At 40.7% G+C, this 15,458-nt stretch carries 16 protein-coding genes; 13 read left to right on the forward strand and 3 right to left on the reverse strand.

Annotated elements, in window-relative coordinates; translation table 11 throughout:
* Positions 1-260: 260 nt before the first annotated feature.
* Genes CVS86_RS00215 through rarD (CVS86_RS00225) form a run of 3 tightly spaced genes read right to left on the reverse strand, consistent with a single transcriptional unit; the run spans position 261 to position 2,464 of the window.
* Positions 261-713, reverse strand: a complete 453-nt coding sequence (locus CVS86_RS00215) for an aryl-sulfate sulfotransferase (protein WP_107790589.1) — start codon at positions 711-713, stop codon at positions 261-263.
* Entirely contained in the window at positions 706-1,593 is an 888-nt protein-coding gene (gene rarD, locus CVS86_RS00220; RefSeq protein ID WP_107790590.1) for an EamA family transporter RarD, read from the reverse strand. Before rarD (CVS86_RS00220) ends, CVS86_RS00215 begins: the two co-directional genes overlap by 8 nt.
* Positions 1,577-2,464 carry an EamA family transporter RarD gene (rarD, locus tag CVS86_RS00225; RefSeq protein WP_009293763.1) on the reverse strand — a complete coding sequence of 296 codons (888 nt, stop codon included), beginning with the start codon at positions 2,462-2,464 and terminating at the stop codon, positions 1,577-1,579. The genes rarD (CVS86_RS00220) and rarD (CVS86_RS00225) overlap by 17 nt, the downstream gene beginning before the upstream one ends.
* A gap of 143 nt (positions 2,465-2,607) precedes the next feature.
* Here rarD (CVS86_RS00225) and CVS86_RS00230 point away from each other — a divergent pair, with 143 nt between their 5' ends.
* The 13 genes from CVS86_RS00230 (at position 2,608) to lpxD (ending at position 15,442) form a co-directional block, all read left to right on the forward strand.
* On the forward strand, positions 2,608-3,948 hold the full coding sequence (locus tag CVS86_RS00230) for a class II 3-deoxy-7-phosphoheptulonate synthase (RefSeq protein WP_107790591.1): 1,341 nt from the start codon (positions 2,608-2,610) through the stop codon (positions 3,946-3,948).
* A gap of 24 nt (positions 3,949-3,972) precedes the next feature.
* Positions 3,973-4,941, forward strand: coding sequence for an NAD(P)/FAD-dependent oxidoreductase (locus CVS86_RS00235; protein WP_107790592.1), 969 nt, complete (start codon positions 3,973-3,975; stop codon positions 4,939-4,941).
* Positions 4,931-7,183: a vesicular transport factor Uso1p gene (locus tag CVS86_RS00240; protein ID WP_107790593.1), complete on the forward strand. Its 2,253-nt coding sequence runs from the start codon at positions 4,931-4,933 to the stop codon at positions 7,181-7,183. Before CVS86_RS00235 ends, CVS86_RS00240 begins: the two co-directional genes overlap by 11 nt.
* Complete coding sequence (locus CVS86_RS00245; protein WP_107790594.1) at positions 7,180-7,887, forward strand: tRNA1(Val) (adenine(37)-N6)-methyltransferase; 708 nt, start codon at positions 7,180-7,182, stop codon at positions 7,885-7,887. Before CVS86_RS00240 ends, CVS86_RS00245 begins: the two co-directional genes overlap by 4 nt.
* The gene (locus tag CVS86_RS00250) at positions 7,884-8,249 is read left to right on the forward strand and encodes a YkgJ family cysteine cluster protein (RefSeq protein ID WP_103611468.1); all 366 of its coding nucleotides are present in this window, start codon (positions 7,884-7,886) and stop codon (positions 8,247-8,249) included. Before CVS86_RS00245 ends, CVS86_RS00250 begins: the two co-directional genes overlap by 4 nt.
* On the forward strand, positions 8,228-9,490 hold the full coding sequence (locus CVS86_RS00255; protein WP_107790595.1) for a tetratricopeptide repeat protein: 1,263 nt from the start codon (positions 8,228-8,230) through the stop codon (positions 9,488-9,490). Before CVS86_RS00250 ends, CVS86_RS00255 begins: the two co-directional genes overlap by 22 nt.
* Entirely contained in the window at positions 9,487-10,272 is a 786-nt protein-coding gene (trpC, locus tag CVS86_RS00260) for an indole-3-glycerol phosphate synthase TrpC (RefSeq protein ID WP_107790596.1), read from the forward strand. Before CVS86_RS00255 ends, trpC begins: the two co-directional genes overlap by 4 nt.
* On the forward strand, positions 10,272-10,757 hold the full coding sequence (locus tag CVS86_RS00265; protein WP_087582184.1) for an HIT family protein: 486 nt from the start codon (positions 10,272-10,274) through the stop codon (positions 10,755-10,757). The genes trpC and CVS86_RS00265 overlap by 1 nt, the downstream gene beginning before the upstream one ends.
* Entirely contained in the window at positions 10,744-11,751 is a 1,008-nt protein-coding gene (gene mnmH, locus CVS86_RS00270; RefSeq protein WP_107790597.1) for a tRNA 2-selenouridine(34) synthase MnmH, read from the forward strand. Before CVS86_RS00265 ends, mnmH begins: the two co-directional genes overlap by 14 nt.
* A 190-nt stretch (positions 11,752-11,941) precedes the next feature.
* Positions 11,942-12,238 (forward strand): hypothetical protein, encoded by a 297-nt coding sequence (locus CVS86_RS00275; protein WP_107790598.1) that lies wholly within the window; start codon positions 11,942-11,944, stop codon positions 12,236-12,238.
* Between the two features lie 92 nt (positions 12,239-12,330).
* On the forward strand, positions 12,331-14,025 hold the full coding sequence (locus CVS86_RS00280; RefSeq protein WP_234399205.1) for an acetolactate synthase large subunit: 1,695 nt from the start codon (positions 12,331-12,333) through the stop codon (positions 14,023-14,025).
* 2 nt (positions 14,026-14,027) lie between these two features.
* Positions 14,028-14,489 (forward strand): acetolactate synthase small subunit, encoded by a 462-nt coding sequence (gene ilvN, locus CVS86_RS00285; RefSeq protein WP_223227413.1) that lies wholly within the window; start codon positions 14,028-14,030, stop codon positions 14,487-14,489.
* Entirely contained in the window at positions 14,489-15,442 is a 954-nt protein-coding gene (gene lpxD, locus CVS86_RS00290; RefSeq protein ID WP_107790600.1) for a UDP-3-O-(3-hydroxymyristoyl)glucosamine N-acyltransferase, read from the forward strand. Before ilvN ends, lpxD begins: the two co-directional genes overlap by 1 nt.
* Positions 15,443-15,458: the final 16 nt, after the last annotated feature.

Consider the following 15,458-nt stretch of genomic DNA (forward strand, 5'->3'; position numbering starts at 1 on the left):
GAAAAATGTTTTTTAGGTCTTCCTGATTTTATAAACTCTTCTTCTAGATATTTTGGATTTTTGCTCTTTGCATCATAATAGTCAAAAATTGAGTAAATTTTATTGTCTTCTAAAAAACTAATAAAATTTCTTAAATAGGTTTGATATTGTGGAACTGTGTTTTTACTTAAAGTTTTTTTACAATAATCTTTAAAACCGTCATAGTCTATATCTTCAAACACGCTTACTCCTTTAATTATCAAAATTTACCAAAGTCACTTTCACAACCCATCAAATTCTTTCTTTAGTTCGTCCCTTAGCTCCTCGGCTCTATCTTCGCCGTTTTTTAAATTTAGCTTCACAAAGTCATCGATCTCGTCTAAAATTTCGACCAGTTCGCTCTCCCAGTTTGCATTTTCTTGTTTCAAAAGTGCTTCTAGCTTATCTCTTGTCTGCTCAAGCTGATCTAGTGCTTTATTCTTATCGCTAGTCTCATTTAGCGCATCTTCAAAGAGTATGTCTTGTCTTAAAGTATTTATCTTTTTTAAGATGACATTACAAAATTTAGGGTATTTTTCGGCATTGCTTAAATTTTGCAAAACCTCTTGCGCAGCTTTTTGATATGCAGGCACCGCCCCCTCTTCGTCAAGCTTTTTGGTTAGTTTTTGTATCTGAAAATATAAAATAAGCGCTGTAAAAAACGCAAGCAGCAAATAGATCGTTACGCTATTCATTTTTATTCCTTTTTGTGATTTTGTTTATGCTGATGATGGCGAGTGCCAGCCAGATGAGGCAAAAAGAGACGATCTTGTAGACGTCTAAGGTTTCGTTAAAGATAAAGACCGCGCAGAGTATCGCTATGGTTGGTGAGATGTATTGCAAGTAGCCGATAGTGGTTAAATTTATCCTTGTTGCAGCTGCATTAAAAGCGACAAGCGGCACGATAGTTACGATGCTTGAAGCGATCATTAAAAGTGAGTTCTCATTTAGTCCAAAGTGGCTTTGCGAGTGAAAAACCAGCCATAAAACGTAGCCAAGTGCAAATGGAAACATAAAAAATGTTTCGATAAAAAGCCCATTAAATGCGCTAATCTTCGCCATCTTTCTAACCATCGCGTAGAAACCAAATGAAAGTGGCAAGATGATAGAGACAAGTGGCAGGCCACCTTTAGCATAAATTTGCACGCAGACAGCTGCGATGACGATACAAACGGCTATGGCACCAGCTTTGCTGAGGCGCTCTTTAAAGATGATGACACCAAGAAGCATGCTTATCAAGGGATTTATAAAATATCCCAAACTCGTGTCTAAAATTTTACCGCTACCCACCGCATAGACATAAACGCCCCAGTTTATGGTGATAAAAATACCGCTTAAAAATAGAGCTTTTAGCGAGCGGATATCCTTAAGAAGCGCAAAAATTTCGCCCATTTTGCCACTGATGCAAAGCACTGCCGCCATCAAGAAAAATGACCAGATGATCCTGTGGGCTAAAATTTCATAAGCATCGACATCTTTGCTAAATAGGTTGAAATAAACCGCCAAAAATCCCCACATAAAAAAGGCGCTAAGCGCAAAAACAACGCCTTTTTGGCTCTCATTTAGTCTTGGTATTTTTGTCGCCTTTTATAGAATTTATACTATCTATCATCAAAAGTGTGACAGAGATGGCTAGGCAGATCATCAAAAAGTATGAGCTTTTCTCCAGTCTCTCGCCGATGGCAAATGAGACAAAAAGCATCATTATAGGCTCAAAATATGTAAGCAAACCAAGCACATTTATCGGCACGAGCGTGCTTGAGAGGATCTGGGCGATGAGGGCTATGCCGCTGATAGCACCAAGCAAGATGAGCAGGTAGTAGATGTTTGGATTTTGGCTCATTACGTAGTCCATATCGGCTGTGAGCGCAAAATAAAATGAGAATAAAAACATAAAAATTATCTCGATAACAAAGCTTGAGAAATTTGCAAGGTTGTAGTACTTTCTAATGGTAAAATAGACTGGATAAAGGCAAAAAACTACAGCGCTCTCCCACGAGATGCCGCCACTTATAACTGCTGTGCTAAAGACGCCAATGGCAGCGAAAAAGATCGATGCTAGCTTTGTTTTTGAGAGGTGCTCTTTGAAAAATATCCGTCCAAAAAGGACCATGACTATTGGCATGATGAGGTAGCCTATCGAGACTTTTAGCGCTGCGCCGTTACTTGGAGCCCAGAGATAGAGCCACATCTGAAATGAGACGATGAGCGAGGTAGCAAGCAAAACTAGTAAAATTTTAGGTTTTAGCTTTATTTTTAGAAGTAAAAATTTGAAATTTCGCTGCTGTTTTAACAAAAAAATGGCGGCGATGACAAAAGGCATGGCAAAGATCATGCGGTATCCAATAAGAGCTTGCGTGCTGATGGGGTTCATGAGCACTGACATGTAGTAGATGCAGTTAAATAAAACTGATGCCAAAAGCGAATAAAAAATGCCTTTTATCATGAAAAAAATCTTCTCTTTTTTTGGGTAAATTTAAAGTAGCGATTGTATGCAAAATATCTTTAATAACCCATTAATGGCTTTTATTTTTTAAGTTTTGCGTGATATAATCAGCGCTAAATTAAGGAAAAAGATAGGAAAAATTTATGACTTGGAACAGAGATAGTTGGAGAGAATTTAACATCTTACAACAACCAACTTATCCAAATTTAAAAGAGCTAAAAGAGGCTGAAGAAAAACTAAAAGCACTTCCGCCTTTGGTATTTGCTGGCGAGGCTAGAAGTCTTAAAAATGAGCTTGCAAAAGTTTGCAACGGCGAGGCCTTTTTGCTTCAAGGTGGCGACTGCGCTGAGAGCTTTACAAATTTTAACGCAAACAACATCAGAGATATGTTTAAGGTCTTACTTCAAATGGCGATAGTTTTAACCTTTGGTGGCGGCTGTCCGGTGGTCAAAGTAGGCCGCGTGGCAGGGCAGTTTGCAAAGCCTAGAAGTAGCGATTTTGAAGAGGTAAATGGCGTTAAATTGCCAAGTTATAGAGGCGACATCATAAACGGCTTTGAATTTGACGAGCAGGCAAGAGTTCCTGACCCAAAACGCATGATCGAGGCTTACTATCAAAGTGCTTCTACGATGAACCTCTTAAGAGCCTTTTCAAGAGGAGGTTTGGCAGACCTTCATCAGGTGCATAAGTGGAATTTAGGCTTTGTTAAAAAGCCAGAGATCGGCGAGAAATACGCAAAACTAGCCGATGATCTAACAAAAACTCTATCTTTCATGGCAGCTTGTGGTATCACTTCAGCAAATACCCCAGCGATAAATCAAACCGCAGTCTATACATCTCACGAGGCACTGCTTTTGCCTTATGAAGAGGCGCTAACTAGGGTTGATAGCCTTAGTGGCGAGTGGTATGACTGCTCGGCTCACATGCTTTGGATAGGCGAGAGAACGCGCGGTATAAACGACGCTCATGTGCATTTTTTAAGTGGTGTGAAAAATCCTATCGGTGTAAAGATCGGACCAAGTGCAAAGGCAGAAGATGTCATCGCACTAGCAAATAAGCTAAATCCAGAAAATGAAGCTGGCAGACTAAATGTGATAATCAGAATGGGTGCTGATAAGATCGGCGAAAATTTACCAAAAATTTTAAGAGAGCTAAAGCGAGAGGGACTAAATATCGTTTATAGCATCGATCCGATGCATGGTAACACTGTTAAGACCTCAAATAACTACAAAACTCGTGAATTTAGTAAAATTCTAAGCGAGGTTAGAAGCTTTTTTGAAATTCATAAAGCTGAGGACACAAGAGCAGGTGGCGTGCATCTTGAGATGACTGGCAAAGATGTGACAGAATGCACCGGCGGCGCGCTAAACATCACTGAAAGCTCGCTAAAAGAGAGATACGAGACGCAGTGCGATCCAAGACTAAATGCTGATCAGGCTTTAGAGCTTGCATTTTTGATGGCTGATCTAGTTAAAAAAGCTTAAAATTTATAAAATTTGGAGAAAAATATGGCAAATATTTATGATCTAATAGTAGTTGGCGGCGGACCTTGTGGCATAGCTAGCGTAGTAGAGGCTAAAAGAAATGGCTTAAGTAATGTTTTGCTCCTTGAAAAAGGCGACAACCACAGCCAAACGATCAGAAAATTTTATAAAGATAATAAACGCGTAGATAAAGAGTATAAAGGGCAAGATAGCACGATACATGGGCTAGTTTCGTTTGAAGATGGCACAAAAGAGAGCACGCTTGATTATTTTGACAAGCTACTTGACTCTGAGAATATCGAGGCGTTTTTTAACTCTGAGGTCGAAAGCGTAAAAAAAGAGGGAGAAATTTTTAAAGTAACTACCTCAAAAGCTGTCTATGAAGCCAAAAACGTGATGGTCTCTATCGGCAAAATGGGACGACCAAACAAACCTGACTATAAGATACCGCCATCACTAAATTCAGTTGTAAATTTTAATCTTGATAACTGCACAAACGGCGAAAAAGTGCTAGTTGTGGGCGGTGGCAACTCTGCGGTTGAGTATGCTATCGAGCTTTGTCAGTATAATAAAACGACGATCGCTTACAGAAAAGATAAATTTAGCCGTGTGAATGAGACAAATTTAAGCGCTCTTTGGGAGCTTGAGAAGCATAATAAGATAAAAGTAAGACTAAATCACGATATAACCGAGATCGATAATGAATCAGGCAAGGTAAGAGTGCATTATGAAAATGGCAAGATCCGTGTCTATGACAGGGTTGTCTATGCGATCGGTGGCTCAAGTCCGGTTGATTTTTTACAAAAATGTCAGATAAAAACTGATGAAAAAGGCACTCCGATAGTTGATAGCAATTACCAAAGCAGCGTGCCAGGACTATACGTGGGAGGCGACATCGTTTTAAAAAATGGCGGCTCGATAGTAGTCGGACTAAATCACGCTCATAGCGTCATCAAAGATATCTTAAAAGGCAGGCACAAGCTTGATAAATAAAATCGCACTAGCTATTGTTTGTCTGATAGCTGGCTTTTCTCTCTCGTTTTTGAAATTTCAAAAAGAGGACGAGGCGCCAAAAGATACTAATCAAACGATTTACTCTATAAATTTTGATGATCTCCCAGAAGAAGAGAAGCAAAGATATGTAAGCAAAGACGATCTTTACGAGTATGGCGGCTACATCACGCCAAAGAGCTACATGCAAAATTTTGTTGATGATAAGGATCTAAATTTATCAAACAATGTAAATGAGCTTCAAGAGCAAGTGCGCGAGCTAAGCAAAAAAAATGAAATTTTAGCAGCTGATAATGTCGATATGAGCGAGAAAAATTTAGACTTCATAAGCAAAATTTCAGAGATGAAAAGAAATATCGAAAATGAAAAAAACGAGATAGTAGAAAAAAATCAAAAGGCTCTTGGCGAGCTTGAGGCGCAACACTTTGAAAATATCCAAGCTTTGACAAAGCGCCTAAATGAAGCGCAAGCTGATATGATAGAGAGTTCAAAGGCCTACGAGAAAAAGATAATTGACCTTGAAAATGCGATAAATGACGCTAGAAATGGCGATGAGAGCAAACTTAAAGATGCCGAGGCTAGCTTTAATAAATTTAAAGAGAGCTTTGAGGCAAACTACACTGCTTTAAAAGAGCAAAATAATGAGCTAAATGCGACGCTTGCGCAAAAAGAAGCTCTTATAAAAGAGTATGAAAAAGCTCAAAGTGAAAAAGATAGAGGCGAGAAAAAAGAAATTTTGCTTTTAAAAGAGGAGATCGAGCGAGTTAAAAATGACGCCGACACTCAAAAATTTAGTTATGAAAAAGAGATAAATGCGCTAAATGATGGCTTTGAGACGCAAAAGAGCGTTATGGAGGATGAGCTTTCTAAAAAGGCAAATAAGATAATTGATCTGCAGGAGGCTCTTGAGTCAAGCAAGACTGCGCTAAAAGATAGAATTTACGAGCTTGAAGAGATCAAGAAAAATTTAAACTCAAAGGATCTAATGGCACAAAGCTATAATGGCAAAAATTTAGAGCTAAATGCCTCGCTTGCAGCACTTCATAAAAGCTTTGATGATCTAAAACAAAAGAGTTTAAAAAGCGAGCAAGAGAACAAGCTTGCAAATGAAAACATAAGCTCGCTTAAAAAAGAGCTTGAGAGGGCAAATGCTCTAAATAAAAAGCTTGAAAAGCAAAATTTAGATGCAAACTCAACTCTAAATGAGCTAAGCAAAAAGCTAAGTTTAAGCGAAGAGAGCTTTAAAAAGAGTCAAGAGGAGCTAAAAGCACTTGATACAAAGACAACTAAATTTCTAAAAACGCTATTTGATCAAAACCAAACTATCTCTTTGCAGTCGCAAAAACTTGGCTCAAACGAGGGCGAGCTAAAGAATTTAAGCGCAAAGCTTGATCTAAAAGATGCGAAGATAAAAGAGCTTGAAGAAAATGTCACAAAGACAAGCCAGATGCTCCTCGCCAAGCAAAACGAGCTAGAAACTCAAAAAAGAACGCTAAAGATCGACATGCAAAACTATGAAATTTTGCGCCAGCAGATAAATATGCTACAAAAAAAGATAGTTGATACCTCAACCTTTTTAACTGACAACAACAAAAGCGGCGGCAAAAATTTACTAAGCTTGCAAAATGAGCTAGAAAATGCAAAGCAAAAGCTAAACGAGAGTAACAAGACGATCGAGCGGCTAAATTCAAAGATAAGTGAGCTAAGCTCGAGCGGTCATAAAGGTGGAGCTGTAAATGCCCAGATCATCGAGCTTCAAAAGGATATCGAGCAAAATTTAAACAGACAAGATGAGCTTGAAAATGAAAATGTAAATTTAAAAAATATCTTACAAGCTACGACAAAGCCTGAGACCCCAACAAAGCTCGTCCTCATCTCTAGCATCGAGTGCGACGATATGGACTCAAAGGACAAAGTGAGCATAATGTGCAAAAACAGAGTTAGCGAGTTTTTGCAGAGATTTAACTCAAACTATATGTATGAGATCATCCCGATCGTGGATAAGAAAAATTTTGTCATCCCATCAAATGTCGCTCAAAATATCAAAAAAGATGACCTTGGCAAGCTAAATAACTACGTAAATTACGGCGTTGGTAAAGAGCGTGCAAAGGCTGCGGCTGAGCTTATAAAAGAGGAATTTGGCGACTTTGCAAGGATTAGCTTTAGCTCCGAAGTGATAGTAAAAGATGTGACGCGCGGCTTTATCATCAAGGTTTATAGATGATCTTAGCCCAGCTTGAAAATGGCTATCGCTACAACAGCGATACGCTCGTTCTTTATGATTTTATCTGCTCTGGCGTAGGCGAAATTTCTGGCAGGGTTTTGGATGTTGGAGCAGGGTGCGGGATACTTGGACTTTTGCTTAAGCGTGATTTTAAAAAGATAGATCTAAGCATGCTTGATCTTTTGGAGCTAAATAGCGAAATTTCTAGCTTTAACGCAAAGAGTAACTGCCTAGAGGCTAGAGCCATAACGGCTGATTTTGCAAATTTTAAAGATAGTGAGAAATTTGATCTAATCATCTCAAATCCGCCCTTTTATCATGACGGTGTTACAAAAAGCCAAAATGAGCACATAAAAGTTAGTAGATATGCAAGCTCGCTAAATTTAAAGGATTTTATAAGAGGCATAAGCGTAAATTTAAAGCCACATAAAAGGGCATTTTTTTGCTATGCGCCAGATGATCTTAGCGAGATAGCGGCATGCTTAAAAGAGTATAAGCTAAATTTGGTGAGCTTAAAATTTGCCTATACCAAAAAGGATAAGCCAGCAAATTTGGCTTTGCTTGAAGTGCGAAACAACTCAAACTCAAAGCTAAAAGTCCTGCCGCCTCTTGTGATGAGCGAAGATGGCGCGCACACGAAAGAGGCAAGTGAGATCTTTAAAAAAGCAGATACAAACAGCGTCTCTTACAAGGAGATAGCGTGAGGGCTGATGGTTTTAGCTATGAGTTTGATCCTAACTTTTGCGAGAGTTGCGGGGGCAAATGCTGCACTGGCGAGAGCGGCTACATCTGGATAGATGAGGGTGAAATTTTAAAATTTTGCGCCGCTTTTGATATGTCAAAAGATGAGTTTGAGAACAAATTTTTAATACGTGTCGGGCTTAGGCGAAGCATAAAAGAAAAGCCTTATGATGACGGTTTTGCTTGCATATTTTTTGATGAGAAAAATAAAAACTGCTCGGTTTATGAGCTAAGACCTAAGCAGTGCAGGACATTTCCGTTTTGGGATTATTTTAAAAAAAATTTAAAGGAGCTAAGAGCAGAATGCATTGGCGTAAAATTTTAATAATTTTTATAAGCGTATTTTTTAGCACGCATCTGCTTGCAGATGATAACAAAAGTGTAAATTTACGCCTAATGCAAGCTCTCATCTCGCAAGATAGCGGTGATGTAAATGCTAGCATCCAGACCTATCTAGGACTTTTTAAAGAGACAAATCAAAAGACCTATCTAAAAGAGGCGATCAAGCTAGCCTTTGCTACAAAAAATGAAAATTTAGATAGCCTCATGGCTGAGGGCGAAAAGAGTTTAAAAGACGATAGCGATTTTATCAGGATCAAGGTTGCAAATTTAGTCAATCTCTTTAAGTTAAACGAGGCAAAAGAGCTGATGCAAGAGCTTGCCACAAAAGAGCCAAACGCTCAAAATTTGCTCATGCTTGGCACCATTTGCATGATGCAAAATGATACAGTAACGGCGCTAAAATATTTTGAAGAGGCATACTCGCTAAAGCCTGAAGAGGAGAATTTACTCCGCATCGTTGATATCCTTTTAAACCGCATGGATAATGTAAATGATGCGACAAAATACCTCGAGAAATTTCGCGAGGAGCAGGGCTGCACCCAAAAGACATGTGAGCTTTTGGCTGAAATTTACTCTCAGCAAAGAAATTTCCCAAAGGTGATCGAGCTTTTTGAAGAGATCTACGACATCACTCACGACACCTCTTATCTTGACAAGATCGTGCAGTATTTTGTCTATGCTAAAAATTACAAAGCGGCGATAGAAATTTTGAAAAAATATGGCTACAACGACGCCACGCTTATGGACCTTTACGCTGCGACTGGAAATTTTGGCGATGCATACGTTTTGGCGGTTAAAATTTATAATGACAGCAGGGATCTAAATTTCTTAGCAAAGGCCGCCATCTACGAGTACGAGATGAACAAAGATAGTCTAGATGAGAAAAAGATCACTGATATCTTAGATAAATTTGAAGCTAGCGTGCCAAAGCTTAATAACGATATGTTTTTTAACTACTATGGCTACTTGCTCATTGATCACGAGATAGACCCTAGAAAGGGCGTGGAGATGGTGCAAAAAGCACTTGAGATCTCGCCTGACTCGCCTTACTACGAGGACTCGCTAGCGTGGGGGTACTTCAAGCTTGGCGAGTGCAAAAAGGCAAAGGGCATAATGATGCACGCGATGAAAGATGTTGATTTTAGGACTTCAAAAGAGGCAAAAGAGCACCTGCATCTAATCGAGCGCTGCATAATAAATTTAAACAAAAGGCTTAAAAAATGATACTTGATGAGATCATAAAAAAGACAAAAGAGGATCTAAAAAAGCGAAAAGCTGACTATCCGCAGGAGTGGCTAGGTCGCTCGCTCGCATACAACCCATACGTGCCAAGAGACGTTTTGGGCGCACTTAGATCAAGTAAAGATGAGCCTATAAAGATCATAACCGAGATAAAAAAAGCAAGCCCAAGCAAGGGCGTGATAAGAGAGGACTTTGAGCCGATCAAGATCGCTCAGGAGTACGAGCAGTACGCAAATGCCTTTAGTATCCTAACAGAGCCTCACTGGTTTAAGGGCGACATCGAGTATATCACGCAGGTTCGCCGCTACGCCTCAAGGCCAATCCTTAGAAAAGACTTTATCGTTGATAAGTATCAAATTTTAGAAGCTCTTGTTTATGGGGCAGACTTTATCTTGCTCATCGCCAAAGCGCTAACTCAAGGCGAGCTAAAAGAGCTACTTGAATACGCGCACCACTTGGGGCTTGAGGTCTTAGTAGAGACCCATGACGCGAGCGATGTGAAAAAAGCGGTCTTTGCAGGAGCAAATATAATAGGGATAAATCATAGAAATTTAGATGATTTTACGATGGATATGAGCCTTTGCGAGAAGCTCGTGCCGCTTTTGCCAAACGGCAAGATAATAGTCGCTGAAAGCGGACTTTACGAGCATGAGCAGCTTTGTGAGCTAAACAAGATCGGAGTTGATGCCTTCTTGATAGGAGAGCATTTCATGAGGCAAGATGATATAAAAAATGCCGTTAAAAAGATAAAGGAGGGCGAGTGATGCAGCACCTTTGTGCCCCTTGGAGAAGCGAGTATTTCAGCGCAAAAAAAGATAGTTGCGTCTTTTGCGAGATCATAAATTCAAAAGAGGACGACGAAAAAAATGGCGTGCTTTTTCGTGCTAAGCACTGCTTTGGGATCATGAATTTATATCCATATTCTCCTGGACACTTTATGATCATACCAAACCATCACACCGACAAGATCGAGGAGCTTGACGAGCAGACGTGGTTTGAGATGAGTAAATTTGTAAGGCTTGGGGTTGAAATTTTAAAGCGTGAGCTTCACGCGCAAGGCGTAAATATCGGTATGAATTTAGGCAAGGCAGCAGGCGCTGGTATAGCTGAGCACGTGCATTATCACCTTGTGCCAAGGTGGAGCGGGGATACAAATTTCATCACAACGATCGCCGATGTCAGGGTAAATGGCACGCCGTTTCATCCGCTTTATCAAAAGCTAAAAAAGGCTTTTAGTGGCGTTATTTGAGCTTGATATCGAGCAGTGGCTTGAAAAAAGAGGCGAGTTTGAAGTCCTGATAGACGCTAGATCGCCACATGAGTATGCCTACTCACATATAAAAGATGCTCTAAATTTATACGCACTTGATGACGCTGAGCACAAAGAGGTAGGCACTATCTACAAAAGTGACAGAGCCCTAGCCAAGAGCCTTGGCGCAAAATACATCTGCAAAAATTTACAAAATATCATCGATGAGGTCTATAAAAGGGCTAAGGTTGGCTCAGCAGTGGGCATCTACTGCGCAAAGGGCGGACTTAGATCAAGCTCGGTTGCCTATGTGCTAAGTATGATCGGATATAGAATTTACAGACTAAATGGCGGCTACAAGGCTTATAGAAATCACGTTTTGGAGTTTTTAGAGCGTCCTTTAAGCACGAAATTTATCACTCTTTTTGGCAACACTGGCTGCTATAAAAGCAAGCTAATAAGGGCACTCTCGCCATCAATCGACCTCGAAGCGATGGCAAATCACTTAGGCTCGGTCTTTGGCGCGATAAATGGCGCACAGCCTAGCCAAAAAAGCTTTGAAGACGCGCTCTTTGAAAAGCTCATCACGCTAAAAGATCAAATTTGCTTTATCGAGGGCGAGAGTAGAAGGATCGGCTCGCTAACACTTCCAAAAAGCCTTTATGAGGCGATGCGTTGTGGCATCTGTGTCGAGGTTAGTGCAAGTTTAGAAAATAGAATTTCTTGCATCACAAACGACTATAAAAGCGTGGATAAAGCCTTTTTTGATGAGTGCATAAAAAAAATTTCGTCCTTTATCGACAAAGAGGCCAGAGATGAGGCGGTGGCTAAATTTAACGAAAATGACATCGCCAAAGTGGCTGAAATTTTACTCACAAAATACTACGACAAGGTCTATAAGAAAAATGAAAACATTGATGTTTTTGTAAGCTCTGACGACTTTGAAGAGGCTGTAAAAAAGCTAAATTTGATAAGAGCTGAGGCTAAATTTTAAATCCTTTTGGCGCTTTGTTTTGGTAAATTTCACCTCTAAATTTAGCCTTTTTGTACTTGGTAAATTTACTTTTTTTGCTTAAAAATGGCTTATTTTAAGGCTATTTTTATACTTCAACATAAAATTTCTTGTCATTTTTGTGAAAATTTCTAGTTAAATTTATCTGTTTATCTGTTTATCTGGGGCTGGATTGGCTGGATTGGCTGGATTGGCTGGATTGGCTGGATTGGCTGGATTGGCTGGATTGGCTGGATTGGCTGGATTGGCTGGATTGGCTGGATTGGCTGGATTGGCTGGATTGGCTGGATTGGCTGGATTGGCTGGATTGGCTGGATTGGCTGGATTGGCTATCGCCCCTCCGCTTTTTTCTAAATTTTGCTCTAAATTTGCCAAATTTATCAAAATACTAAAAATAATATGTATAAATATATGTAAAATATTTTGTATTTTTCGCTTTTTTAACTCAAATTTTTTTCAAAAAATTTAAGATAACGCCCAAATTTCGCTAAAAAGTTAAAATGGATTTAAAATGCTTTGGGATATAATTTGCGATAAATTTATCAAAAGGCTAAAGTGATGATAAAACAAATTTCTGGTTCACAGATGATAAGCGAAGCCTTGCACGAAGAGGGCGTTGAGATAGTTTTTGGCTATCCTGGCGGTGCAGCTTTAAATATCTACGACGAGACATATAAACAAACTTATTTTAAACACGTCTTGGTTCGCCACGAGCAAGCTGCCGTTCACGCAGCAGACGGATACGCTAGGGTTAGCGGCAAAGTTGGCGTGGCATTTGTGACAAGCGGTCCTGGCTTTACAAACGCGGTCACTGGTCTTGCCACAGCTTACAGCGACAGCATCCCAGTTGTGCTTATAAGCGGTCAAGTACCAACCTTTATGATTGGCACAGATGCCTTTCAAGAGATTGATGCAGTCGGCATTTCACGCCCCTGTGTCAAGCATAACTTCTTGGTTAATAGCGTCGAGGAGCTACCTCGCATCATAAAAGAGGCGTTTTATATCGCAAGATCGGGCCGCCCAGGACCAGTTCATATCGATATCCCAAAAAACGTCACTTCAAGGCTTGGCGACTTTGTCTATCCAAAAGAAATTTCTATCCCAAGCTACAAGCCGACATATAAAGGCAACTCTAAGCAGATCAAAAAAGCCGCAGCTGCGATAAATGAAGCAAAAAGACCACTTCTTTACATCGGTGGTGGCGCAGTCGCATCTGGAGCAAGCGAGATCATACGTAAATTTATGAAAAAAACTGGCATCCCAGCGGTCGAGACACTTATGGCTCTTGGCGTGCTTGATGCAAAAGATGAGCTAAATTTAGGCATGGCGGGCATGCACGGCAGCTACGCTTCAAATATGGCTCTTAGCGAGTGCGACCTTCTCATATCACTTGGCGCTAGATTTTGCGACAGGGTCACAGGTAAAACTGATGAGTTTGCTAAACATGCAAAGATCATCCATATAGACATCGATCCAAGCTCTATCTCAAAGATCATAAACGCACACTATCCGATAGTTGGCGACCTTACAAACGTGCTAAGCGAGCTTTATGAAGAGGTGAAAGGTGAGCCTAAAAACTATGCGCCTTGGAGAGAAATTTTAGATAGATATCAAAAGCTAAATCCGCTTGGCTATACAGATAGCGACAAGGTCTTAAAGCCTCAATGGGTCGTTGAAGAGACCGCAAAGATAGTTGGCCCTGAGGCTATCATCGCAACTGACGTTGGTCAGCACCAGATGTGGGTGGCGCAGTTTTATCCATTTAACCGCCCAAGACAGCTTGTCACAAGTGGCGGCCTTGGCACGATGGGATATGGCCTGCCAGCAGCTATCGGCGCAAAGTGTGCGATGCCTGAGCATTTGGTTGTAAATTTTACAGGCGATGGCTCGATACTTATGAATATCCAAGAGCTAATGACTGCTTATGAGACAAATGTCCCTGTCATAAACATCATCTTAAACAACAACTTCTTAGGCATGGTGCGCCAGTGGCAGACATTTTTCTATGAAAAGCGCTACTCATCGACTGATCTTAGCTTGCAGCCTGATTTTGTCAAGATCGCTGAGGGATTTGGCGGCGTTGGCTTTGTATGCAAGAGCAAAGATGAGTTTAAAAAGGCTTTAAAAGAGGCGATTAAGAGTAAAAAATCAGCTCTTATTGATGTGAGGATTGACCGCTTTGAGGACGTGCTTCCTATGGTTCCAGCAGGGGCTGCGATTTATAATATGATATTAAAGAGCAAGGAAGAAAAATGAGTATCAGAAGAACGATTTCGGTTATAGTTTTAAATGAACATGGCGTTTTGGCTAGAATTTCTGGGCTTTTTGCGGGCAGGGGCTACAACATCGACACGCTCACAGTCGCTCCGATACCTGAGAGCAACTTCTCAAGACTAAGCATCGTCACAAGCGGCGATGAGAGGGTTTTGGAGCAGATCGTAAAACAGCTTCACAAGCTCATCCCAACATATAAAGTCATAGAAAGTGGCGAATTTGTCGAAAAAGAGATGGCTCTTGTGAAAATCCCACTTGGCGAAAATTTCGCCGGTCTTGAGGCGATACTAAAGACATACAATGGCATCGTCACAAACACAAACGAAAACTACATCGTCGTCATGGTGGCTGATGATGCGAGCAGAGTAGAGAGCTTTTTAAAATCGATAAAAAAATTTAACCCAGTTGATGTCGTGCGCGGCGGATCTGTGATAATGGATATATGATGAAACTAAGCGAAATAGCCTTAAAAGTAGATGCCACTTTTAGCGGAGAAGATCTTGAAATTTTTGCTCTAAATTCTTTAAAAAATGCAAATAAAGCTGAGCTGACATACTGCGATGGCGAGAAAAATGCTAAATTTATAAGCAGCTCAAACGCTGGAGCTATCTTGGTGACAAAATCACTTTTGGACTTAGTGCCAGCTGGCATGGTAGCGCTTGTGTGCGACAACCCGCACCTTGCATTTGCCATCCTTAGTAAAATTTACGCTAAGCCGCTTTTTTGCGAGCCAAAACCATCAAATATCGCCCAGAGCGCCACTATAATGCCAAATGTCTATATAGGCTCAAACGTGAGCGTTGGCGAAAACACGATAGTGATGGCTGGGGCTTTTTTGGGCGATAACGTAACTATCGGCAAAAACTGCATCATCCATCCAAACGTCGTCATCTATAATGACTGCGTTATCGGCAATGAGTGCCATCTACTAGCAAACTGCGTTATAGGCAGCGACGGCTTTGGCTATGCGCATACAAAAACTGGCGAGCATGTGAAAATTTATCACAATGGTAACGTTGTTTTGGGGGATTTTGTCGAGGTCGGCGCTTGCACGACGATAGATCGTGGCGTCTTTGAAAGCACGATGATCGCAAACTACACAAAGATAGACAATCTCGTTCAAATAGGCCACAACTGCGAGCTTGGAAATGGCTGCCTCATCGTCTCACAAACTGGACTTGCTGGCTCAACAGTGCTGGGCAGAAACGTCGTCATGGGCGGACAAAGCGGCTCAGCTGGTCACGTAAGCGTCGGAGACTTCGCTCAGATCGCGGCACGCGGCGGCGTTAGCAAAGACCTACCTGGCGGCAAAAAATACGCTGGAGCCTATCCGATAATGGAGCTTTCAGAGCAGTTTAAACTACAAGCAAAGATATTGAGATTTTTTAAGAAAAACTAAATTTGGCGGAGCTCTC

The sequence above is a fragment of the Campylobacter concisus genome (genome assembly GCF_003048605.1).
Lineage (GTDB): Bacteria > Campylobacterota > Campylobacteria > Campylobacterales > Campylobacteraceae > Campylobacter_A > Campylobacter_A concisus_BM.